Annotated in this window: 19 protein-coding genes and 1 riboswitch; of the genes, 7 read left to right on the top strand and 12 right to left on the bottom strand. The window is 72.2% G+C overall.

Translation table 11 applies throughout. The features are described 5' to 3' along the window. Nucleotides 1-192 precede the first annotated feature (192 nt). From V4Y04_RS10135 to V4Y04_RS10105, 7 genes are all read right to left on the bottom strand, one after another. A complete protein-coding gene (locus V4Y04_RS10135; protein WP_332432779.1) occupies nucleotides 193-1,050 on the bottom strand; it encodes an ECF transporter S component in 858 nt (285 codons plus the stop codon). A 35-nt stretch (nucleotides 1,051-1,085) separates the two neighbouring features. After that, complete coding sequence (locus tag V4Y04_RS10130; protein WP_332427151.1) at nucleotides 1,086-2,840, bottom strand: ABC transporter ATP-binding protein; 1,755 nt, start codon at nucleotides 2,838-2,840, stop codon at nucleotides 1,086-1,088. Then, nucleotides 2,837-3,952 (bottom strand): CbiQ family ECF transporter T component, encoded by a 1,116-nt coding sequence (locus V4Y04_RS10125; RefSeq protein ID WP_332432778.1) that lies wholly within the window; start codon nucleotides 3,950-3,952, stop codon nucleotides 2,837-2,839. The genes V4Y04_RS10130 and V4Y04_RS10125 overlap by 4 nt, the downstream gene beginning before the upstream one ends. 28 nt (nucleotides 3,953-3,980) lie before the next feature. Continuing rightward, the gene (locus V4Y04_RS10120) at nucleotides 3,981-4,718 is read right to left on the bottom strand and encodes an SCO2322 family protein (RefSeq protein WP_332427149.1); all 738 of its coding nucleotides are present in this window, start codon (nucleotides 4,716-4,718) and stop codon (nucleotides 3,981-3,983) included. Continuing rightward, a complete protein-coding gene (locus V4Y04_RS10115) occupies nucleotides 4,715-5,971 on the bottom strand; it encodes a prenyltransferase/squalene oxidase repeat-containing protein (RefSeq protein WP_332427148.1) in 1,257 nt (418 codons plus the stop codon). The genes V4Y04_RS10120 and V4Y04_RS10115 overlap by 4 nt, the downstream gene beginning before the upstream one ends. Before the next feature lie 129 nt (nucleotides 5,972-6,100). Continuing rightward, a riboswitch (cobalamin riboswitch) is annotated at nucleotides 6,101-6,173 on the bottom strand. A 220-nt stretch (nucleotides 6,174-6,393) separates the two neighbouring features. Further along, nucleotides 6,394-7,770, bottom strand: a complete 1,377-nt coding sequence (locus V4Y04_RS10110; protein WP_443080172.1) for an endo-1,4-beta-xylanase — start codon at nucleotides 7,768-7,770, stop codon at nucleotides 6,394-6,396. 265 nt (nucleotides 7,771-8,035) lie between these two features. Further along, nucleotides 8,036-8,776, bottom strand: coding sequence for a TetR family transcriptional regulator (locus tag V4Y04_RS10105; RefSeq protein ID WP_332427145.1), 741 nt, complete (start codon nucleotides 8,774-8,776; stop codon nucleotides 8,036-8,038). A gap of 207 nt (nucleotides 8,777-8,983) precedes the next feature. Between V4Y04_RS10105 and V4Y04_RS10100 the strand changes: the two genes are divergently transcribed. The 6 genes from V4Y04_RS10100 (at nucleotide 8,984) to V4Y04_RS10075 (ending at nucleotide 16,249) form a co-directional block, all read left to right on the top strand. Continuing rightward, nucleotides 8,984-10,480, top strand: a complete 1,497-nt coding sequence (locus tag V4Y04_RS10100) for a glycosyltransferase family 4 protein (RefSeq protein ID WP_332427144.1) — start codon at nucleotides 8,984-8,986, stop codon at nucleotides 10,478-10,480. After that, a complete protein-coding gene (locus V4Y04_RS10095) occupies nucleotides 10,474-11,286 on the top strand; it encodes a class I SAM-dependent methyltransferase (protein ID WP_332427142.1) in 813 nt (270 codons plus the stop codon). The genes V4Y04_RS10100 and V4Y04_RS10095 overlap by 7 nt, the downstream gene beginning before the upstream one ends. Continuing rightward, complete coding sequence (locus tag V4Y04_RS10090) at nucleotides 11,283-12,356, top strand: prenyltransferase (RefSeq protein ID WP_332427140.1); 1,074 nt, start codon at nucleotides 11,283-11,285, stop codon at nucleotides 12,354-12,356. Before V4Y04_RS10095 ends, V4Y04_RS10090 begins: the two co-directional genes overlap by 4 nt. 290 nt (nucleotides 12,357-12,646) lie before the next feature. Next, nucleotides 12,647-13,918: a hypothetical protein gene (locus tag V4Y04_RS10085; protein WP_332427139.1), complete on the top strand. Its 1,272-nt coding sequence runs from the start codon at nucleotides 12,647-12,649 to the stop codon at nucleotides 13,916-13,918. After that, on the top strand, nucleotides 13,915-15,495 hold the full coding sequence (locus V4Y04_RS10080) for a VWA domain-containing protein (RefSeq protein WP_332427137.1): 1,581 nt from the start codon (nucleotides 13,915-13,917) through the stop codon (nucleotides 15,493-15,495). Before V4Y04_RS10085 ends, V4Y04_RS10080 begins: the two co-directional genes overlap by 4 nt. Beyond that, entirely contained in the window at nucleotides 15,482-16,249 is a 768-nt protein-coding gene (locus V4Y04_RS10075; protein WP_332427135.1) for a hypothetical protein, read from the top strand. Before V4Y04_RS10080 ends, V4Y04_RS10075 begins: the two co-directional genes overlap by 14 nt. Nucleotides 16,250-16,626: 377 nt before the next feature. On the opposite strand, the gene V4Y04_RS10070 is transcribed toward V4Y04_RS10075, so the two are convergent. From V4Y04_RS10070 to V4Y04_RS10050, 5 genes are all read right to left on the bottom strand, one after another. Next, nucleotides 16,627-16,920, bottom strand: a complete 294-nt coding sequence (locus tag V4Y04_RS10070) for a hypothetical protein (RefSeq protein ID WP_332427133.1) — start codon at nucleotides 16,918-16,920, stop codon at nucleotides 16,627-16,629. Between the two features lie 122 nt (nucleotides 16,921-17,042). Further along, entirely contained in the window at nucleotides 17,043-17,864 is an 822-nt protein-coding gene (locus V4Y04_RS10065; protein ID WP_332427132.1) for a DUF5336 domain-containing protein, read from the bottom strand. Nucleotides 17,865-18,021: 157 nt separating this feature from the next. Further along, the gene (locus tag V4Y04_RS10060) at nucleotides 18,022-19,020 is read right to left on the bottom strand and encodes an N-acetylmuramoyl-L-alanine amidase (protein ID WP_332427131.1); all 999 of its coding nucleotides are present in this window, start codon (nucleotides 19,018-19,020) and stop codon (nucleotides 18,022-18,024) included. A gap of 65 nt (nucleotides 19,021-19,085) precedes the next feature. Further along, complete coding sequence (locus tag V4Y04_RS10055) at nucleotides 19,086-19,766, bottom strand: class I SAM-dependent methyltransferase (RefSeq protein ID WP_332427129.1); 681 nt, start codon at nucleotides 19,764-19,766, stop codon at nucleotides 19,086-19,088. A gap of 210 nt (nucleotides 19,767-19,976) precedes the next feature. Then, nucleotides 19,977-21,485 carry an MFS transporter gene (locus tag V4Y04_RS10050; RefSeq protein ID WP_332427128.1) on the bottom strand — a complete coding sequence of 503 codons (1,509 nt, stop codon included), beginning with the start codon at nucleotides 21,483-21,485 and terminating at the stop codon, nucleotides 19,977-19,979. Between the two features lie 289 nt (nucleotides 21,486-21,774). Between V4Y04_RS10050 and V4Y04_RS10045 the strand changes: the two genes are divergently transcribed. Next, nucleotides 21,775-23,214 carry an MFS transporter gene (locus V4Y04_RS10045; RefSeq protein WP_332427126.1) on the top strand — a complete coding sequence of 480 codons (1,440 nt, stop codon included), beginning with the start codon at nucleotides 21,775-21,777 and terminating at the stop codon, nucleotides 23,212-23,214. The last annotated feature ends 60 nt before the right edge of the window (nucleotides 23,215-23,274 follow it).

Genomic DNA, 23,274 nt, shown 5'->3' with positions numbered 1-23,274 from the left:
TTTTACTACCCCTGGTCGCATCCGGGGGAGTGCCGGTCTGCGACTGACGGTCATCCGCGCAGGTCGGGGCGGGCGGACGCGGAGGCGGAGAGGCTTCCCGGACTACGACCCCGCTTCGTATGTGAGCCGGGTCATGTGGGGCGCCTCACGACGGGCCGTCAGTTCCGTCACCGTCGGCGTACGCGGGAACACTCAGGGGTGGCCGGTGAACGTGACCGGCGTCTCGAAAGCCGCCCTGCGGGTGGCACGGCGCAGGGCGCGGAGCACCGGGGGGCCCAGAGTCAGGGCCAGGACGACGGTCAGCAGAGCCCGGCCCAGGTCCCAGCCGAGGGACGTGGCCAGGCAGTACGCCAGGAAACGGGCCAGGTTGGCGGGGACCGACGCGTCCGGGTCGAAGGAGATGTTCGAGGCCAGGGCGGCCATGAAGGGCCAGCCCGCCATGTTCATCATCGTGCCGTAGGCGAAGGCCGCCAGGAAGCCGTAGGCGGCGAGCAGGCACAGCTCCGCCCGGCCCCGCAGCCTGTCCGGGCCCGGGAGCAGGCCCGCACCCATCGTGAACCAGCCCATCGACAGCATCTGGAACGGGAGCCACGGGCCCACCCCGCCCGTGAGCAGCGCGGACGCGAACATCGTCACCGAGCCGAGCACGAAACCGAAACCCGGCCCGAGGACCCGCCCGCTGAGGACCATCAGGAAGAACATGGGTTCCAGGCCGGCCGTCCCCGCGCCGATGGGGCGCAGCGCCGCCCCCGCCGCCGCCAGCACGCCCAGCATCGCGACCGCCTTCGGGCCCAGGCCCGACTCCGAGATCGTCGCCGCCACCACCCCGACCAGCAGCACGAGGAGCCCCGCGAACAGCCACGGCGCGTCCTGCGCGTGGGCGTTGAGGGTGGAGGCGGGCGGGGCCAGGAAGGGCCAGCCGAACGCGGCCACGCCCACCGCGCTCACCAGGGCCAGCGCCACCAGCGAACGCGGGCCCAGGCGGACGGCCCGCGCCTGGCGCTGGGCGCCGGTGGCCTTACCGGTGAGGGTGGTGGCCGTGGTGGCCATGGTGGCCTTGTCCGTGGCCGGGGTGGGAGCGGGTGTCATGACAGGGCCTCCCGGACCTGGGAGACCGTGAGCCAGTGCTGCGGGGCCAGGATCTTCGCCACCTGCGGGGCGAAGGACGGCGACGCGACGACCACGTCGGCCGCCGGGCCGTCGGCGATGACCTCGCCCTCGGCGAGGAGGACGACCCGGTGGGCGAGTTCCGCCGCCAGCTCCACGTCGTGCGTGGCCAGCAGGATCGCGTGGCCCTCGGCGGCCAGCCCGCGCAGGACGGTCACCAGGCGGGCCTTCGCCGCGTAGTCCAGGCCGCGGGTCGGCTCGTCGAGGAGGAGCAGCGGCGGGCGGGCGGTGAGGACGACCGCCAGGGCGAGGGTCAGGCGCTGGCCCTCGGACAGGTCACGCGGGTGGGTGTCGTCCGCGATGCCGGGCAGCAGTTCCGACAGCAGGGCGCGGCAGACGCCCGGCTCCGCCTCCGCGTCCCGGTCGGCGGCCACACACTCCGCGGCGACCGTGTCCGCGTACAGCAGGTCCCGCGGCTCCTGCGGGACGAGTCCCACCCGGCGGACCAGGTCGCGGGGGCGGGTGCGGTGCGGCACGGCGCCACCGGTGCGGACCGAACCGGCGGACGGTTCCACCAGCCCGACCAGTGCGCCGAGCAGTGTGGACTTGCCGGCGCCGTTGCGGCCCATGAGCGCGATCGTCTCGCCGGGGGCGACCGTCAGATCGATGTGGCGCAGCGCCCGGACGGCGCCCCGCCGGACGGCCAGGGCGCGGACCTCGGCCACACGGACGGGGGCGGACAGGGAGGCGGGTGGGGCGGCAGCGGTGCCGTCGGGCCGCTTGCGGGCGAACAGGGAGAGGAACGAGCCGCGGGGGGTGAGGGGGGCGGCCGGGACCTTCCGGGCGGGCTCCGGTGCGGCGGGCGCGGCCACCGTCTCTGCCGGTGTCTCCGCCCGCGCCCGCGCCCGTTCGTCGGCCTCCGCGAGGCGCTCGCGCAGGGGGGCCGCGCGGCGGCGGGCGTCGCGTACGGTCAGCGGGAGCGGGGACCAGCCGGCGAGCCGGCCCAGGGCCACCACCGGCGGGAACACCGGGGAGACCGCCATCACCTCCGCGGGGGTCCCGAGCAGCGGGGGTTCGCCCGGTCCCGGCAGCAGCGCCACCCGGTCGGCGTACTGGATGACGCGTTCCAGGCGGTGCTCGGCCATGAGGACGGTGGTGCCGAGATCGTGGACGAGACGCTGGAGCACCGCGAGGACCTCCTCGGCCGCCGCGGGGTCCAGTGCGGACGTCGGCTCGTCGAGGACCAGCACCCGGGGGTGCGGGGTGAGGACCGAGCCGATGGCGACGCGCTGCTGCTGGCCGCCGGAGAGCGTGGCGATGGGGCGCTCCCGCAGGTCGGCCAGGCCCAGCAGGTCCAGCGTCTCCTCGACGCGGCGGCGCATCACGTCCGGGGGCAGCCCCAACGACTCCATGCCGTAGGCGAGTTCGTCCTCGACGAGGTCCGTCACGAAGTGCGACAGCGGGTCCTGGCCCACCGTCCCGACCACGTCGGCCAGTTCGCGTGGCTTGTGGGTACGGGTGTCGCGGCCGGCCACCGTGACCCTGCCGCGCAGGGTGCCGCCCGTGAAGTGCGGGACGAGGCCGCTGACCGCGCCCAGCACCGTGGACTTGCCGACGCCGGACGGCCCGGCGAGCAGGACGAGTTCGCCCTCCGGGACCTCGAAGTCGACGCCTCGCACGGAGGGTTCGGGGGAGCCGTCGTACGTCACGGAGACGTTCTCGAAGCGGATCACGACGGCTCCTTGCCGGTGTCCTCGGGGGCGGGGGTGACGAAGGCGGGGAGCAGGCCGAGGAGTACGGCCGCCGCCGGCCACAGGGGCAGCGTGGGCGCGACCAGCGGCACCACACCGGGGTGCAGGGCCGCCGGGTCGCGTGCGGCGGCGACGGCCAGCAGCGCCGCGACCGCCGCGCCGCAGCCGGCGACCAGCCAGGCGCGGGCGTCCCAGCGGTCGGGCCGGTAACGGGTGCGCGGGGAACGCCGCCCGCCCAGCCACAGTCCCGCGAGTGCGGCGGCCAGACCGGCGAGGAGTACGGGGACGCCGTATACGGCACCTTCGGCGGTGAGCAGCCCGTAGGTACCCGCGCAGACGCCGAGCAGCCCGCCGAGGGTGAGGGCGGCGGTGGTACGCCGGACCCCGGCCGGTACCTGTGCCGTACGGCCGTACCCGCGGGCGTCCATCGCGGCGGCGAGTGAGACCGAACGCTCCAACGCGCCCTCCAGCACCGGGAGTCCGACCTGGAGCAGACCCCGGACCCCGCGGTCGGGACGGCCCCGCAGTCGGCGGGCGGCGCGCAGTCGCTGGACGTCCGTGATCAGACTCGGCGCGAAGGTCAGCGCCACGACCACGGCCACACCCATCTCGTACAGCGCGCCGGGCAGGGACTTCAGCAGGCGGGACGGGTTGGCGAGGGCGTTCGCGGCGCCGACGCAGATGAGCAGCGTGGCCAGCTTCATGCCGTCGTACAGGGCGAACGTGAGCGCCTCGGCCGTGACCCGGCCGCCCAGGCGGATGCCCTGCGCCCAGTCGGGGAGCGGGACTTCGGGCAGGTCGAGAAGGACGTGCGTACCGGGGATCGGGGAACCCAGGACGATCGCGAAGAGCAGCCGCACGACGATCACGAGCAACGCCAGCTTGACGAACGCGCTGTACGAGCGGGCCCAGGGGGCGTCCGGCCGGCGGACGGCCACGACGTAGGCGGAGACCACGACGAGGAGGGCGAGCAGCAGGGGGTTGGTGGTGCGGGTGGCGGCGACACCGAGGGCCAGCGCCCACAGCCACCAGGCGCCGGGGTGCAGGGAGTCGCCCTGCCGACGGCGGGGGGCGGTGGAGGGGGCGGGGGTGATGCGTTCCCGTGGCCGGCCGCCGCCGGGCTCAGCCACGACGGCGTACCTGCCAGAAGGCCGCCGCCCCGAGCAGCGCCACCACGGCGCCCCCGGCGACGAGACCGAGGGAGGGGCCACCGGACTCCCCGGACTCCCCGGACTCCCCGGACTCCCCGGACTCCCCGGACTTCTCGGACGCCGGGGAACCGGTGTCCTCGGTCCCGTCCTCCGACTCCTTCCCGGACGCCGATGCGCCCGTGCCGGGCTCCGTGCCCGTCCCCGACACCTGTTCCCCGCACCCGCGCTGCGGGTATCCGGTGATGGCGCACAGCAGGGCGCTGTTGTCGTAGCGCAGGGGTTCGGCGACCGAGGCCAGGGCCTCGGCGGTGCTGGCGTCGGGGGCGACCCGGGCGCAGGCGGTGCGGTTCGCGGGCGGGGTCTCGCCGGACGGGGCGTCCCCGGCCGTACCGAAGTCGATGACGAGGGCGACCCGCTTGCTGCCGTCCTTCGCCGGTGTCTGCCCGCAGATGCCGGCGAAGTCGGTGGCACCGCGGGGCTGCGCCGAGTCGTCGGACTCCTCGCTGACGGCGAAGCGGAAGCCCTGGACGTCGCCGTCGGCGGGGCGGGCGACGGACGGGCCCTGGGTGGCGTACGTCCAACCGTCATCGTCGAGGTCCCAGAAGGACCAGTACCGGTAGCCGGCGGCCTGCGCCTGGCCGGTGCCCGCCAGCAGGGGCAGGAGCGCGGCCAGGAACAGGACGACGGCCCGGCGGGGCCGTCGGGTCACGGCTGCTGCCTCTTCTTCCGGCTGCTCACCAGGACGCCGACGCCGGCGCCGGCGGCCAGGCAGATCCCGAGGGCCCACCAGACACCCGAACCGGAGCCCGAGTCGTCCTTCTCCTTCGCGTCCTTCTGTTCCTGGCCGTTCTTCTCGCCGGAGGTGCCGGCCGCCGGCGCGGCGGGCCCGGTGGCGGCCAGCTTCTTCACCAGGTCGGTGCCGCCGAAGGAGCGCGGGTCGGTGCCCGTGGCGTGGGCGGCGAAGATCAGCTGGGCGTAGGCGGCGGGACCGCTCTGCGCGGCCCAGCCGGCGGCGTTCTTCTCCAGCCAGGCCACGGACTTCGCGGCCGGCCCGGTGGCGCCCTGTGCCGCGAGCGCGACCACCGCGTCGGCGGTGTTGCCGTAGTCGGGCTGGTCCTCGGCGCCGGGGAGGGCGGAGACGAGGTGACCATCGGCGGCGAGCGCGTCCGTGAGGTGGGCGGCACCGTTGGCGGCGGCCTGCTCGGGCGTCCCGGCCTTCTCGCAGGCGGCGTCGTCCGCCGCCCCGCTCCTGTCCTTGCCCGGCTCGACGACCAGGCCCGCGCCGAGGGAGCCGGCCACACCGGCCGCGGTGGCGTCGGCGTTGGCGACCAGTTCGCCCTTCTTGTCCGGCTGGAAGGCGAAGGCGCCCGCCCCGTCGCCCTTGGCGTCGCACGGCAGGGCCAGCTTCAGCAGGGCGTCGTAGGGGGACTTGCCGTCCTTGACCACCTCGGCCGGCTTCTCGCCCGCGGCGGCGAGCGCGCCGACGACGACGGACGTGGAGTTGGCGTCACTGTCCCCGCCCGCCATGTAGCCCCAGCCGCCGTCCTTGTTCTGGACGGACTTCAGCCAGTCGAGGGCCTTGCCGGTGACGGCGTCGTGCCCGCCGAGCGCGGCGAGGGCCTGCACAGCGGCGGCGGTCTGGTTGGTGTCGACCATGGTCTTGGCGTCGCACGCGGTGCCGGTGTCGGCGCGGAACGGGGCGAAGGAGCCGTCGGCGCACTGCTGGCCGGCCAGCCAGTCGACGGCCTCCTTCGGCGGCTCGGCACCCACCGTGTGCTGGGCGAGCAGGGCCAGCGACTGGCGCCACACACCGTCGTACTGCGGGTCGCTCTCGCCGTACAGGGCGGAGGGCAGGGCCTGCTGGGACGGCGAGGGGGACGGCGACGAGTCGGCGGCGGCCGGTGCGGCGGCGCCGAGCACGGCTATGGCGGCCAGGACCGCTGCGCTGCTGCGGACGTTCATGATCGGCGGGTGCCTCTCCCTGCGGGGGAGCCGGGCGGCACGGGACACCCCGGCGGCTCGGCTCCGTATCCTCGACGGTGCCGCGCACCGGCAAACCGCCGGACGCGTGAGCCGGTCACGATCCGTCCGGGGCATTCCGGCTCGCCGTCCTGGCGGACGGCTCACGGTTGCGGGTCAGCGCCGGAATTGCACCGGCTTCCCCCCGTACGGGTGTGATGACGACGTCGCCACTGTACCCGTCCGTAGGGAAGCGGTCAGGGGTGGCCTGAAGAGGGTGGCCGAGGTCACCGGCGGCGTACGCCACCGCTCCCATCGCCGTACCCGTCACCGCCTCGCCCGGCCGTGTACGTCACCGGCCCGCCCCGTGGGTTTCGGGGCGGGCCGGCGGGTCTGCCTGTGATGCCGGGGTGGGTCAGGGCGGGTCAGGAAGCGGTGCAGGCGCCGAGGCCCGGTGGTGTCGTGTTGCCGTTCGTCATGACGGTGAAGCCGAAGCTGGTCGAGGCCCCGGCCGCCAGTGAGCCGTTGCCGTTGGGCCGCATCGTCATCACGTTGCCGCTGCTGTCCCAGCTGGGTGAGCCGTTCCAGGTGGTCGAGATCTTCTGCGGGGACGTCACCGTGACGTTCACCGACCAGTTGCTGATCGCCGAACTGCCCGCGGTGATGGTCACCCTGCCGTTGAAGCGGTCCCCCCACACCTCCGCCCTGCTGTAGACGGCGGTGCAGTTCGCGCCCGGGCTCCCCGGGTCGCCGCCACCGCCGGGGGAGCCGCCGAGCGCGCTCAGCACCGCGTGGTAGGCGGGCTTCTTGGTGTAGTTGCTGTCGAACAGCAGGGGTGTTCCGCCCGACCGCCACGAGTACTTGTCCGGGATGCCCCACACCGTGATGCCGGTGCACCGCGACACCGCGAGGCAGGCCGTGACGACGTTGCCGTAGCTGGTGGCCTGGGCCGCGCCCGAGCCCTCGATGTCCAGCTCGGTGATCTGCACGTCCACGCCGAGGTCGGCGAAGCGCTGGAGGTTGGCCCGGTAGTCGGAGGGAACGGGGGACGCGCTGTTGAAGTGGGACTGGAAGCCGACGCAGTCGATGGGCACGCCGCGGGACTTGAAGTCGCGGACCATGTTGTAGACGGCGTTGCTCTTCGCGTTGACACCGTCGGTGTTGTAATCGTTGTAGCAGAGCTTGGCGTTCGGGTCGGCCGTGCGGGCCGTGCGGAAGGCCTCCTCGATGAAACCGTTGCCGAGTCGGTCCTGGAAGGGCGAGCTGCGCCGGGCGCCGCTGTTCCCGTCCTGGAACGCCTCGTTGACCACGTCCCATGAGTGGATCTTGCCCCGGTAGTGCGCCATGACCTGATTGATGTGGTTGTTCATCGCCGAGCGCAGGTCGGTGGCGCCGAGGCCGGAGACCCAGCCGGGCAGCTGGGAGTGCCACACCAGGGTGTGCCCGCGGACCGACATGCCCCGGCCCCGGGCGTGATTCACGATCCGGTCGGCGTTGCCGAAGCTGAACGAGCCGCGACTGGGCTCGAGGGCGTCCCACTTCATCTCGTTCTCGGGCGTCACCGAGTTGAACTCGGTGTTGAGCGTGTTGACGTACGGCGCTTCGCCCAGGTGGTTGGCGGCGACCGCGGCACCGAAGTAGCGGCCCTTCTCGGCCGCCGCCGCGCCCAGGGTGTCGGCGGCGTGCGCGGTGCTCTGGGGGAGCGCCACGAGCGCGGTCACGGTGAGCAGCGCGGTCGCGGCGACGGCCAGGGGGCCTCTGACTGTTTTGGCTCTCGCCTCTCGGACTCCTAATTTGATCATGCGCATGTCATCTCTTCTCCGGTGGGGGTGCCGTGGTGGTGCGGATGGCGGGGATCGTCTGCTGTCATGCTCTGCGCCGAGGTGCTCGAGGCGCGCCCTGCGGTTTCGAATGTTTCGGAGCAAGCTTCGAATGGCAGCGCAGACGATATGAATGAACAGGGGGGTGGTCAACCGTTCGCGCGCAACCGATTCACTTATGGCCGAAGGGTGACGGGTGTTGAGGAGGGGAGCGGCCGAGGGGGAGGAATCGAAAGTTTCGACTTCTTCAGTCGGAATCCTTCGGTGCCGGTGCCGGTGCCGGCACCGGTGGGGATACCGGCACGGGTGCCGCCAGGTCGATCAGGCGGCACGCCGTCTCTATGTCGAGCTTGACCTGGGCGATGGAGGCGCGTCCCGACAGCCAGGTGATGAGCGCCGAGTGCCAGGTGTGCTCGATGACGCGGACCGCCGAGAGCTGGTCCGGCGTGGGGTTCTCGAGGCCCATGGAGTCCAGGATGATCATCGTCGTCTGGCGGGAGACCTGGTCGACCTCCGGGCTCACGCTGCGGTCCGCGAACGTCAGGGCGCGCACCATCGCGTCGGCCAGCTGCGGCTCGCGCTGGAGCGCGCGGAAGGCTCGCATCAGGGTCTCCGCGACCCGCTCGGCGGCCGTCTCGCCCGTCGGCGGCTTCTTCCGCAGGGTGCCGTGCATGTGCTCCAGCTGGTCCTGCATCGTGGCCACCAGCAGGTGGATCTTGGACGGGAAGTACCGGTACAGCGTGCCCAGTGCCACCTGTGAGGACTCCGCGACCTCGCGCATCTGCACCGCGTCGAAGCCGCCCCGGCCGGCCAGCCGGGCGCTCGCGCGCAGGATGCTCCGCCTGCGCGCCTCCTGCCGCTCGGTCAGGGGTGAGGCAGGGGAGGTGCGGGCGGTGCCGGCTCCCGGCTTCGCCGCCCTGTCCGCCTCGGCCGGCTCATTCGGCTTCGCCGCCTCGGCCGCCTTGTCCCTGTGGGCTTCCGCGGACATGGGCCCCATTCCGTGACCGTCGGTGAGGGTTGATGATCGGACAGCATGGCACGCATCCCGCCGTGGCGTGAATCACCTGATCCACTGCTCGCCGCGTCCCTACCTGCCGGTAGATTCGAAGCCTCCGAACGATCAACTCTGAAACTTGTTCTAGGTTAGCGTCCCGACGTACAGTCGCGGGACCGCGCAGGGAGAAGGGGGCCCAGAGTGACCGCTGAGGCCAGTCAGGCCGGGCTCTCGCAGGGCCCGTCCGCCGACGGCTTGCGACCGCTCCGCATAGCGCTCCTCACCTACAAGGGGAACCCGTTCTGCGGCGGACAGGGCGTCTACGTCCGGCACCTCTCGCGCGAGCTCGTCCGCCTCGGACACCAGGTCGAGGTCATCGGCGCCCAGCCCTACCCCGTCCTCGACGAGGGCTACGACGGGCTGAGCCTGACCGAGCTGCCCAGCCTCGACCTCTATCGTCAGCCGGACCCCTTCCGCACCCCGGGCCGCGGCGAGTACCGCGACTGGATCGACGCGCTCGAGGTCGGCACCATGTGGACCGGCGGCTTCCCCGAACCACTGACCTTCTCGCTGCGCGCCCGCCGTCATCTGCGGGCCCGGCGCGGTGACTTCGACGTCGTCCACGACAACCAGACGCTCGGCTACGGCCTGCTCGGCGATGTCGGCGCACCCCTGGTGACCACGATCCACCACCCCATCACCGTCGACCGGCAGTTGGACCTGGACGCGGCGGAGAGCAGGCGCAGGCGCGCCTCGGTGCGCCGCTGGTACGCGTTCACCAGGATGCAGAAGCGGGTCGCCCGCCGTCTGCCCTCCGTACTCACCGTCTCCGGCACCTCCCGCGACGAGATCGTCGGTCACCTGGGCGTAGGCCAGGACCGCATCCACGTCGTCCACATCGGTGCCGACACCGACCTGTTCTCACCGGACGCGTCGGTGCCCGTCGTGCCGGGCCGGATCGTGACGACGTCCAGCGCGGACGTACCGCTCAAGGGCCTGGTCTTCCTCGTCGAGGCGCTGGCCAAGGTCCGCGTCGAACAGCCCGAGGCACACCTCGTCGTCGTCGGCACGCGCCCCGCCAAGGGGCCCGTCGCGCAGGCGATGGAGCGGTACGGGCTCGGCGACGCCGTCGAGTTCGTCAAGGGCATCTCGGACGCGGAACTGGTCGACCTCGTGCGCTCCGCCCAGGTCGCCTGCGTACCGTCGCTGTACGAGGGCTTCTCGCTGCCGGCCGCCGAGGCCATGGCCACCGGCACCCCGCTGCTCGCCACGACCGGCGGTGCGATCCCGGAGGTCGCCGGCCGCGACGGGGAGACCTGCCTGGCCGTACCGCCCGGTGACGCGCAGGCGCTGGCCGCCGGGCTGAACCGGCTGCTCGGCGACCCGGAGCTGCGCGCGCGGCTCGGCGCCGCCGGACGGGAACGGGTACTGCGGCACTTCACCTGGGCCCGCGCGGCCGAGGGCACGGTCGCCCGCTACCGCGAGGCGATGGCCCGCGCCGACGGGGCCGCGGCGGCCGATCCCGCCGTCGCCGCCGTCGCCGATGCCGTCGTCGCCGCTCCCGCGGCCGGCCCGGCGCCCGTGGCGGTCGGTCCGGCCGCCGAGGGTGCCACGGGCGCCGCCGGCCCCGGAGCGGCCCGGGCGTCCGTCGCAGAAGAACCCGTCACCTCCCACCGTGAAAGCAGGGCCACGTGCTGACCGTCGACTTCTCCCGGTTCCCGCTCGCCCCGGGCGACCGTGTCCTGGACCTCGGATGCGGTGCCGGCCGGCACGCGTTCGAGTGCTACCGGCGCGGAGCGCAGGTCGTGGCGCTGGACCAGAACGGCGAGGAGATCCGCGAGGTCGCCAAGTGGTTCGCCGCGATGAAGGAGGCCGGGGAGGCGCCCGCCGGGGCCACCGCCACGGCCATGGAGGGCAACGCCCTCGCCCTGCCCTTCCCCGACGAGTCCTTCGACGTCGTGATCATCTCCGAGGTCATGGAGCACATCCCCGACGACAAGGGCGTCCTCGCCGAGATGGTCCGCGTGCTCAGGCCCGGCGGCCGTATCGCGGTCACCGTGCCGCGCTACGGCCCCGAGAAGGTGTGCTGGACCCTGTCCGACGCCTACCACGAGGTCGAGGGCGGCCACATCCGCATCTACAAGGCCGACCAACTGCTGGCCAGGATGCGCGAGGCCGGTCTGCGCCCCTACGGCACCCACCACGCGCACGCGCTGCACTCGCCGTACTGGTGGCTGAAGTGCGCCTTCGGCGTGGACAACGACAAGGCGCTGCCGGTACGGGCGTACCACAAGCTGCTGGTCTGGGACATCATGAAGAAGCCGCTGGCGACCCGCCTCGCGGAGCGGACCCTGAACCCGGTGATGGGCAAGAGCTTCGTGGCGTACGCGACCAAGCCGCACCTGCCCCGCGCCGAGACCGGAGCCGAGGTCGAGGCCGGTGCGGGGGCCGGTGCGGGCGCGGACGCCTCGGCGGCCGCCGAGGCCGGGGCGGTCACCCAGTGACGGCCTCCCGTACGGAACACCTCGTCCTGCCCGGGGTCCTCACCGCAGAGCAGGCCGTCGAGACCGTCGCCGGCATCCTCGCCGTACAGCGTGAGGACGGGGCGATCCCCTGGTTCAGGGGCCACCACCTCGACCCGTGGGACCACGTCGAGGCCGCCATGGCCCTGGACGCCGCGGGCGCCCACGAGGCCGCCGAACAGGCCTACCTGTGGCTGGCCAGGCACCAGCTCACGGACGGCTCCTGGTACGCCGCGTACGCCGACGGCGACCCCGACGACGTCACCGACCGGGGGCGGGAGACCAACTTCGTCGCCTACGTCGCCGTCGGCGTCTGGCACCACTACCTCTCCACCGGCGACGACACCTTCCTGGACCGTCTGTGGCCCACCGTGTACGCGGCCGTGGAATGGGTGCTGCGGCTCCAGCAGCCCGGCGGGCAGATCGGCTGGCGGCGCGACGACGACGGCACGCCCACCGCGGACGCGCTGCTCACCGGCTGCTCCTCCGTCCACCACGCGCTGCGCTGCGCCCTCGCCATCGCCGAGCAGCGGGAGGAGCCGCAGCCGGACTGGGAGCTGGCGGCCGGCGCGCTCCGGCACGCGATCCGGCACCACCCGGAGCGGTTCCTCGACAAGAACCGCTACTCCATGGACTGGTACTACCCCGTGCTGGGCGGCGCCCTCACCGACGCCGAGGCCAAGGAGCGGATCGAGGAGGACTGGGACCGCTTCGTCGTCCCCGGCCTCGGAGTGCGCTGCGTGTCCCCCAACCCGTGGGTGACCGGCGGCGAGTCGGCCGAACTCGCCCTGGCCCTCTGGGTGATGGGCGAATCCGACCGCGCGCTGGAGGTGCTCCAGTCCATCCAGCACCTGCGCGATCCGCAGACCGGCCTGTACTGGACGGGGTACGTCTTCGACGACGAGGCGATCTGGCCGGTCGAACTGACCGCCTGGACGGCCGGCTCGCTGCTGCTGGCCGTCGCCGCGCTCGGCGGCCACGAAGCCACCTGCGCGGTCTTCAGCGGCGACCGCCTGCCCCGAGGCCTCGACCCGGACTGCTGCGGTACCTGAACCCGGCGGGACATCAACGGCGTTGCGGGCGGCCCCGGAACACGTGGTCCGGGGGAGAGACGGGCGATCGCGGCGAGTCCGCAGCCGCCCGCGCTCCGCGCTTCATGTCGTGCCGAAGGTGAACAGGTCGTGCGGCCGGGCGGTTGCCGCTCACCTGGCGGGCACCTGAGGACCGCGCCACCGACACCACCGGCCCGTCGCCTCACATTCGGACGGAATTGGCCATTCCTGGGGGACCCTGTCCCCCGGGATGCTTGATGATGCTGCCCTCTTGAGCGGCAGGAGGGGCGTTGTCCCAGGAACCGAAATTCATCACCCGTCGGATCACTTCCCGAAGACGCGTCCCACGACACGTCCTCGTCGCGCTGCCGCTCGCCCTCGCCGGGTTGTTCTCACTGTTCTCCTCGGGCAACATGCTCCGGCCGTTCGATCAGGTCACGGTCATCGAGGCCAAGATGGGCTCCAAGTCCGACTACTTCAAAGACCCGGAAGTGCAGCGGCTGTTACTGAAGCACGGCATACGTGTGGACATCCGCCGCCTAGGCTCCCGCGATATCGCCACGCAGTCCCTGAAAGACCTGGACGTGGTCTTCCCGTCCGGTCAGCCCGCCGCGAAGCAGGTGCTCAGCCGGCAGAAGCACGCCCTGAGATCGGTGCGTCCCTTCGCCACACCCCTGGTGCTGGGTACCTTCCATGACTACGCCGAGACCCTGGTGAAGGCGCGAGTGGCCACCCGGCAGCAGTCGACCGGCGACACTCCTACGCTCTACTACGACCTCGACATGGCGAAGTTCATGATCCTGCTCGACGGCGAGGACGCCCCGCACGAGCCCGCGGACGGCGCCGGGAAGACCGCGGACACCTGGAACGGCATCGGCTACAACGACGTCACCGAGGGCAATCGCAGCAACAGCGGCAACGTCCTGGTGCGCACGTCCAGTGTCTGCGGATCCAACAGCGCCGGCACCTACCTCAGCCTGCTCGCTTTCGTCGCCAACGGGAACAAGGCGCCGGGCACCACCAGGACCAACGACCCCAAGGCCGCCGAGGCGGCCGTACGCCGCCTCGCCCAGGAGATCAAACCTCTCATCAACCTCCAGGGCATGTGGGCCGACGAGCAGGCGGACAGCTACTTCTCCGACCTCGGCGAGTCCATGGCGCCCATCTCTCTGATCTACGAGCACCAGTACCTGGCCCACCAGACGGCCCGCCACGACAGGCACGGCGAGCAGGACACCAGCCGCGTACTGCTCTACCCCAAGCCGTACGCGCTCACCGAACCGCAACTCATCTCCTTCAGCGACGAGGGCGACCGCCTGGTGAAAGTGATCGAAGACGATGAGCAACTGCGCCAGCGAGCCCTGGAGCTGGGCTTCAGGGTCCGGTTCTCCGGCGACGACGGCAGCAGCGAGCAACTGAACGCCTATCTGCGGGAGCACGGGATACAGGCCCCGGTGCCCAACTCCGACCAGACCAAGGCGTACGAGCCCGAGCAGGACGTCCTGCAGGACATCATCAACCATGTCGGCAACTGCCCGCCGCCTGCGGAGGACGCCCCGTGACCGGTCTGGTACGCGTCCTGGCCGGCGCGCTCACGCTCACTCTCCTCCTCGGCCTGACCTCCTGCACCCGGGACGAGGAGCACGTCACCCTCCGCGTCCTCGCCGGCCCGGAACTGGCCGACGTGGAGCCGCTGCTGGGCAAGCTGGAAAAGGACACCGGGATCAAGCTGAAGATGGAGTACGAGGCGAACGCCGACCTCGACGGCCAGTTCCCCGCATCCGGCCGCGCCGCCCCCGACCTGGCCTGGCTCGCCTCCGACCGCTCCTTCCTGCTGCGCGTACAGGACTCCGGCGGACGCCTGGACCGGCCCGAGTCCACCCCGATCATGCACTCGCCGGTGGTCGTCGGTCTGGAAGCCGGCATTGCGCGGCGGCTCAGGAACACCGCCCCGGGCGGCCGGATCTCCTGGGCGGACGTCGCGGACGCCGCCGCCGAGGGCACCGTGCGCTTCGGGATGGCCGACCCGCGGCGCAGCGACACCGGTCGGGCCGCGCTCGTCGGTGTCGCCACCGCGGCCGCCGGCACCGGCAGCGCCCTGCGGTCGCAGGACGTCTCCTGCGACCGGCTGCGCGGCTTCCGCTCCGGCCAGACCCTCACCGCGCCCAGCTCCCGCGACCTGATCGACGACTACCCCGGCGCCTCCGGCGGCACCAACGCACTGATAGCCCACGAGTCCGAGCTGTTGTCCCTGAACTCCTCCGGCAGGCTGCCCGAGCCACTGGAGATCATCCACCCCGACGACGGCATGGTGCTCTCCGACTTCCCGCTGCTGCTGCTCGACCCGGAGCAGCGGTCCGCGTACCGCAAGGTGGTGGACTGGCTGCTCAGCGACGACACCCAGCGCCGGCTGATGGAGCAGACCTTCCGCCGCCCCGTCAACCAGGACGTCGAGCCCTTGAAGCCGCTGACGACACCCGTCGGCAACGCGCTTTCCTTCCCCGACCTCCTGTCCATCGTGCAACGGCTGGTCGCCTACTATGGCGATCCGGCCGACCCCACCGCCGACCAGGTCGTCTTCCTGCTGGACTTCTCGACCTCGATGCGCGGCGAGCGGATGGCCGAGCTGCGGGCCGCGTTCGCCGGGCTCAGCGGCGCCGACGAGACCTCCACCGGCAAGTTCGCCCGCTTCTACCGTGGCGAGCGCCTCACCGTCGTCCGGTTCGGCGGCCGGATGCTCGAGGAGCTCACGGTGACCGTGCAGGGCGACGACGAGCTGCGCACCCTCGACCGGTTCGTCACCGAGGGCGGCTACGACGACGCCACAGCCGTGTGGTCCGCCCTGGACCGCGGCTACCGTATCGCCGCCGACGCCGTACGCGACGAGCCCGAACGGCCGGTGTCGATCGTGCTGATGACCGACGGCGAGAACAACGCCGGCACCACGTACGAGGAGTTCCTCGACCGCCACCGCGCCCTCGGCGCGGACGCGAAGGCGGTGCCCACCTTCCCCGTCCATTTCGGAGAGGCCGACGCGGCAGCCCTGGAACGCGCCGCCGACGAGACCGGCGGGCGCATGGTCGACGCGAACCTCTCCTCCCTCACCGGCGCTTTCAAGGAGATCCGTGGGTGTCACTGACAGTCAGTGGTGGGGCCTGTGGTGGCCGTGGCTGGTCGTCTGGATCCTGACGGCGGTCTGCTTCGCCGTCCTGCTCCGGTACGCGCTGCTGCGCCTGCTCCCGTCGCGCAGGCGACGCCGGCGCGGCGGTCGCACCGTCCTCGGCATATGTCTCTACCTGCACAAAAAGCGGGTCATGGACATCTACGAGGTGGGCGGTTTCTCGGAGTCCCTGGCGGAGGAGGTCGCCGACCGGATCAATGTCACCCGCAACATCGGCCTGCTCGGCAAGCTCTTCTTCTGGAACGCGCATGCGGACCAGGGCATCACCAAGGAGCGGGTCACCACCTACCTGCGGGAGAGCACGCCGATGAACGTGATCGGGGTGCTCATGGACACCATGCGCAAGGAGGACGTCGTCGTCGACGCCGACCTCATCACCGGCCGGCTGGTCCTCAACCGGTCCCTCTCCGAGAGCCTGCGGGACCTGGACGACGGCCAGGTCCCGCTCAGCGCCTTCGTCTCGGAGTGGGTCTCCGTCACCGGCCGGTTCACCGCCCGTCGCAAGGACAACGGCGACGTGGAGCTGAGGGCACGGTACGGGGACGGCGACGCGTGTGTGCGGGTCACCTGTGTGTCGGAGGAGGAGCAGGAAGAACTTCGCGACGAGGAGTACTACACGGGGGAGTTCCCAGCCCGCTGCCTGGGCAGGGTACGCAGGTGGGAATCGGAGACGAGTGAACTGCTGCTGGACCCGGTGGCCATCTTCCGCTGAGTCCCCGGGCGCTGAGAGCGGCAAGCACCCGAAGCCGGTACGGGCCGGGCGTGCGCACCGATGTGCCGGTCACCGGCCCGCGCGCCACAAGGGGCCGCCCCGGCGGTCCGGTGGTTGCGCCCGGTCCGGTGGCCGCGTCCCCGGCGGACGCGGGCGAAGGCCCTCGCCCTCAGCGTCGGTGGAGGCTGTTGGCGAGGGCGTGGCCGATGAAGAGGTGGACCACGGCGGCCAGACCGTATCCGGCGACCACCCGGGCCCGGTCCTCGTCGAAGGTGCTGTGTTCTCCGGGGGGTGCCCCCGGACCCCCTGATCACGCGATCAGGCGTTCGGTCGGTCGGGTTGTGGGTGGAGGGGCGGGGGCCCGTGCGGGGTGTGGGTCAGCGTCGGTGGAGGCTGTTGGCGAGGGCGTGGCCGATGAAGAGGTAGACCACGGCGGCCAGACCGTATCCGGCGACCACCCGGGCCCAGTCCTCGTCGAAGGTGAACAGATCACGCGACCAGCCGGCCAGCCAGTTGGCCGCGTCATGGACGAACTGGACCAGTTCATTGGCCCGGTTGGCGTCCAACAGGTACATCAGAATCCAGAGTCCGAGAATGGCGGCCATGATGTCCGCGATCACCGCGACGGCCGTCCCTGCGGAGCTGGAACCACTGCGAGTTCGTGGGGACATGGTGTCCGTCTGGCCCCGAAACCGCGATTGAAACCCGGCCGGTGGGTCGTCCGCACGGGTGTCGCCCCTACGACAACGGCCCCTCGCCCACAAGGGCGAGGGGCCGTGCGCTGTGGAGCGGGTCAGCCGCGCTGGATGCCCGAGGTGTCCTGGAGGACACCGCGACGGCCGTCCTGCGTCTGGGCGACGAGGGCCGGACCGCGCTGCTCGACGGCCAGGTACCAGGTGCCGGGGGCCAGTTCGGCGATCGGGGTCTGCGAACCGTCCTCCGGGAACAGCGGCCGGGGCACCGGCACGGCGAACCAGAACGGCGAGAAGTCGGCCGAGGGCGGCGCGGCCGGCTGACCGGGCTGCTGGCCGGGGTACGACTGACCGGGCTGGCCCGGCTGCGGCTGGCCGCCGAAGCCGGCCTGCTGCGCACCCGGGTAACCGTAAGCACCGGGCGGCTGGGCGCCGTAGGGCTGCGGGGCGGCGGGACGGGCGGCCGGTACGAGCGAGCCCTTGAGGGCCGGAACCAGCGGGGTGGCGACGGCGGCGGCGGCCATGACCAGCGTCGCGACGAGGGCCAGGATCAGACCGATACCGGAGTCGGGTCCGTCCGAGGAGGAACCGGTGGTGACGTTGTTGGCGCCGCCGGCCGGGTCGAAGATGTTGCCGAGTGCGCTCCAGGCCGCGAAGACCGTGAACGCGACGCCGAACTGGCCGAGGTCGAGCCCCGCGACCTTCGGCGGCTGCGGCAGCCCGCGGGACACGACGACGAGCGCCGCGCCGATGATGCCCGCCAGTACGACACCGAGCACGACCGGGCCGCTGCTCCACAGGCTGGGGATGATGTCGTCGGGGGCGCCGTCGATCGAGTAGAGGTCGAGGAACGACGCGATGAACAGCAGTACCGCTGCTCCGATCACCACGCCGTCGCCTCGAGTGAGGGAGCGGATATTCACTTCAGGTCCTTCTCGGTCGTCTCGTCGTCGGCAGAGGCGTCGCTGTCACCCCGTCGCCCTCGGGGCCCGGTGTGAAGCGCGGGGGTGACCCCTCATCGTGCGGACGACACTATCGTCCGCACGATCGGGCTGTTCGCCCGGATCAGCCCGTCTACCCCTACCCGCGCAGGAAACTCACAATTCCCTCGGAGATTCCCTGCGCCGCCTTCTGCCGCCAGGCACCGCTGGTCAGAAGTGCCGCGTCCTTGCTATCGCGCATATTGCCGCACTCGATGAACACCTTGGGAACCGTTGACAGATTGAGACCGCCCAGGTCCTTACGCGTGACGAGACCGGTGCCGCCGCCCACGTAGTTGGACGGCCCGTTGCCGGTGGCGCGTACGAAGTTGCCCGCGACGCGCTCACCGAGTTCGCGGGACGGCTCGACGATGGCCCGGGTGTCGGCGGCGCCGGAGTTCACGGGCCCGGGAAGGATCACGTGGAAACCGCGGTTCCCGGTGCCCGAACCGTCCGCGTGGATCGACACGACGGCGTCCGCCTTCGCCTCGTTGCCGATCCGCGCCCGTTCGTCGATGCACGGCCCGAACGGCCGGTCGTCGTCCTGCGTCAGCTTCACCGTGGCGCCCTGCCCCTCGAGGAGCGCGCGCATCCGGTGGGCGACGTCCAGGGTGAACTTCGCCTCGCTGAAACCGTCGTCGGTGGACGTGCCGGTGGTGTCGCACTCCTTGGAGTTCGTCCCGATGTTCACCTGGCGGTTGATCTCGGCGGTGTGCTGGAAGTTGCCCGGGTTGTGCCCGGGGTCGATGACCACGACCTTCCCCTTGAGTGGCCCGGTCCCGGCGGGCACGGACGCGGAGGGGGATGTGGAGCCGGGGGAGGTGCTCGGCTTCTTGCCGTCCGACTCGTCCGGCTCGTCGGACCCGCTGGGCGACGGGGTGCCTGGGGAGGACGGTGGCAGGGAGGAGGCCGGAGCCGAGGCGGACGCTCCGGCGGACGTGCTCGCGTCGCCCCCGTCGTCCCCCGACCCGCCCACGGCCGCGTAGACGGCCCAGCCGAGCAGCGCGCCCGGCACGAGCGCGGCGAGCGCCACGGTCAGCGGTCCACGCCGGAAGCGGCGGGACGGCGGCGGATCGAAGTCGGGTCCTGTGTACGACACGCAGTCACCCTAACGGCCGTCCGCACCCGCCATCGCCCTGATCGTCCGGACGGGTGGCCTCCGCCTCAGATCCCGTCTCCGGTACGGCGCAGGACGCGCAGCGAGTCCGTCGCCGGGAGTTCCGTGAAGGCGCCGGAAGCCAGGGCACGGAGGTAGACGCGGTACGGGGCCTGGCCGGTGAACTCGTCGACGGGGTCGGGGAAGACGTCGTGGATGACGAGGAGACCGCCCTCGGCGACGTGCGGGGCCCAGCCCTCGTAGTCGGCCGTGGCGTGCTCGTCCGTGTGGCCGCCGTCGATGAAGACCAGGGCGAGGGGGGAGTTCCACAGGGCCGCGACCTCGGGGGAGCGGCCGACCAGGGCGACCACGTGGTCCTCCAGGCCCGCCCGGTGGAGCGTGCGGCGGAAGGCGGGGAGGGTGTCCATCACGCCCAGTTCGGGGTCGACCGTCTCCGGATCGTGGTAGTCCCAGCCCGGCTGCTGCTCCTCGCTGCCCCGGTGGTGGTCCACGGTGAGCGCGGTGACCCCGGCCTCGCGGGCGGCACCGGCGAGCAGGATCGTGGAGCGGCCGCAGTAGGTGCCGACCTCCAGCAGGGGGAGGCCCAGCCGTCCCGCCTCGGCCGCCGCCGCGTACAGGGCCAGCCCCTCGCCGACGGGCATGAAGCCCTTCGCCGCCTCGAACGCGGCCAGGATCTCGGGCCCCGGTGCCGGGGGGTTCGGCGGCGGCGTCGGAGTCGGAGCGGGCATCGGTCCGGCGTCCTCTCGGTCGTGTGTCCTGGATGCATGGCCTGGGGCGCATGTCCTGAGCGCATGTCCTGGACGCATGTCTTGGGGTGCCCATGCTGCCGTACCGCCCGCCGTGCGGTACGGCAGGGGTACTGCCAGGGGGACGGCATGGGCGCGGCGAGGAGCGACGCGAAGGAGTACCGGGGAAGGAGGGCGACGCCGGTCCGGCGGTCAGGCCGGGACCGGCTCGCGCAGGGCCTGCTCCGCGCGCTCCAGGTTGGCGTCCTCCTCGCTGCTCGCGCGCAGCCGCAGGGTGTCCGAGGGACGTCGGCCGGGGATGAACAGGGCCAGGACCAGGCCCACGGTCACCGCCGCCGTCGCGATCATGAAGGAGAGGCGGAAGCCGTGCATGCTCGGGATCTCCACCCCGCCCACCGTGTTCGCCGTACTGGCCAGCACCATCCCGACGACCGCGCTCGACATCGACGTACCGATCGAGCGCATCAGGGTGTTGAGGCCGTTGGCCGCGCCCGTGTCCGAGGCCGGGACCGCGCCGACGATCAGGGCGGGCAGGGAGGCGTAGGCCAGACCGATGCCCGCGCCGATGACGACCGAGATGACGACGGCTCCCCAGACCGCGTCCAGCAGACCCAGACCGCCGGCGTAACCGGCCCCGATGACCGACAGGCCCAGGACGAGGGTGACCTTGGGGCCGTAGCGGGCGGACAACCGGGCGTAGACGGGCGCCGTGAACATCATCGTCACGCCCAGCGGCGCCACGCACAGACCCGCCACCACCATCGACCGGCCGAGGCCGTACCCGGTGGAGGCGGGGAGCTGGAGCAGCTGGGGCAGCACCAGGGAGATGACGAAGAAGGAGACGCCGATCATGATCGACGCGAGGTTGGTGAGGAGGACCTCGCGGCGGGCGGTGGTGCGCAGGTCCACCAGGGGTGCGGGCACCCGCAGTTCCATCACACCCCAGAGCAGGAGCACCACGACCGCCGCCCCGAACAGGCCGAGCGTGGTCCCGGACGTCCAGCCCCAGTCGCCGCCCTTGGTGAGCGGCAGGAGGAAGAGGACGAGGCCGGCGGACAGCCCCAGCGCGCCCGGCAGATCGAAGGTGCCGGGCGCCCGTGCCGGTGACTCCGGTACGAGGGTCAGGGTGAGGGCGATGGCGAGGACACCGAGGCCGGCGGCGCCGAAGTAGAGGACGTGCCAGTCGGAGTTCTGGGCCACCAGCGCGGCGGCGGGCAGCGCGAGACCCCCGCCGACGCCTATCGAGGAACTCATCAGCGCCATCGCGGAGCCCAGCCGCTCCGGCGGCAGCATGTCGCGCATCAGCCCGATGCCGAGCGGGATCGCACCCATCGCGACGCCCTGGAGGGTACGGCCGGCGATCATCAGCAGCAGGTCGCTGGTGAGCGCGCTGACGAGGGCGCCGGCCACCATGACCGAGAGGCTGGCGACCAGCATGCGCCGCTTGCCGTAGAGGTCGCCGAGGCGGCCCATGATGGGCGTGGCGACGGCACCGGACAGCAGCGTCGACGTCAGGACCCATGTGGCGTCGCCGGGCGTGGTGTCCAGCAGGCGGGGCAGATCCTTGATCACCGGGACGAGCAGGGTCTGCATCACCGCGACGACGATGCCCGCGAAGGCGAGCACCGGGACCACGGCTCTGCCCGCTACGTCGGCTCCGTCCGCTCCGCCCGCGGGACGGCCGTTCGTCGACTGGGTCATGGAAAAGGGCCTCCAGGCCGAAGCGTGAGGTCGGTACGGGACAGTCCGTACGGGACATGGGGTGCCGGATACGTGCGTACGAAACCTGTGTGCCGGGGCAACTATTCCGATGCTTCGGCACACTAACGATTTCTTGACCAACCCTTGGGCCGTCGCGGGCCGTCGAGGGCCGCCGGACCATCCTGCGGGACGCCGGCGGGTGCGGGCTCCTTCCTGATCGCCCTAGGACGGAAGACGGAGGACCCGCCCGGCGAAATCCCGATGCAAGGAGCACCGGACGGTTGAGACCATGGCACCCATGCTCGGAGCCCCGGACGCCGCCCTCACCGCCCGCCCACCCCGTCGCCGCACCCCGCCCCCCTGGCTGGCGGTGGCGCTCGCGTGTCTGGGGCAGTTCCTCGTCGTGCTCGACGTCTCCGTGGTCAACGTCGCGCTGCCGTCGATGCGTACCGGCCTCGGGCTCAGCGAGCAGGGCCTGCAGTGGGTGGTGAACGCGTACGCCATCGCCTTCGCCGGGTTCATGCTGCTCGGCGGACGCGCCGGTGACCTCTACGGGCGCAAGCGGATGTTCCTCGTCGGCCTCGGCCTGTTCACCCTGGCCAGCCTGGCGGGCGGGCTGGCCCAGGAGGACTGGCAGCTGCTGCTGGCGCGGGCGGTACAAGGACTCGGGGCCGCGGTCCTGGCGCCGTCCACCCTCACCATAGTCACCTCGGCGGTCCTGGAGGGCCCCGCGCGGGCCCGCGCCATCGCGACCTGGACCGCCGTCGGCGCGGGCGGCGGCGCGGCCGGCGGCTTCGTCGGCGGAGTGCTCACGGACACCCTGTCGTGGCGCTGGGTGCTGCTGATCAACGTGCCGATCGGGGTGCTGGTCCTGGCCGGGGCGGCCTGGTGGCTGGCAGAGGGCCGGGCCGGGGACGGACGGCGGCTCGACCTGCCCGGCGCGCTGCTGGTGACGGCCGGCCTCGCCACCCTGGCCTTCGGCATCTCCCAGACCGAGGCCGAGGGATGGACGGCGCCGCCCACCCTGGTGCCGCTGTGCGCCGGACTCGCCCTCATCGCCCTGTTCCTCCTCGTAGAGGCGCGGACCAAGGCCCCGCTGATGCCGCTGGGACTGCTCCGGGTGCGGTCGGTGTCGTCGGCGAACGCGGCGATGTTCCTGAACGGCGCCGCCATGTTCTGCATGTGGTTCTTCATGACCCTCTACGCCCAGAACGTGCTCGGCTACACCCCGCTCGAGGCCGGATTCGCCCTGGTGCCCAGCTCGCTCGCCGTGGTCGTCGGCTCCAAGGCCGCGCCCCGGCTGATGCGCGCCGCCGGAGCACGTGCCGTGGCCGTGCTCGGCACGCTCGTCGCGCTGGCCGGGTTCGTCTGGCAGTCGACGATGACGGCCGACGGCGCGTACCTGACGGCGATCATGTTCCCCGGCATCCTGATGATGCTGGGCGGGGGCCTCGCCGGAACCCCCCTTGCCGCACTCGCCACCTCCGGCACCGCGCCGGAGGAGGCCGGCCTGGTCTCCGGCCTGATCAACACCTCGCGCACGATGGGCGGTTCGCTCGGTCTGGCCGTCCTGTCGACCCTCGCGGCGGCCCGTACGGGAGGCAGCACCACTCCGGAGGCCCTGACCGAGGGCTACGCCCTGGCCTTCCGCACCGGAACGGCGATCCTGGCCGTCGGCCTGGTCCTGATGTGGCTGTGGCTGCCCCGAAAGGCCGCGGCGGCCCACTGAGTTCCTGGACGGGCGGACGGGCGGACGGGCGGACGGGCGGGTGGACGGACGGGTGGACGG

Source organism: Streptomyces sp. P9-A2 (genome assembly GCF_036634175.1).
In the GTDB taxonomy this organism is placed as follows: domain Bacteria; phylum Actinomycetota; class Actinomycetes; order Streptomycetales; family Streptomycetaceae; genus Streptomyces; species Streptomyces pratens.
Note: the sequence above shows the minus strand (reverse complement) of the source record. Positions and strands in the feature narration are given on the sequence as shown.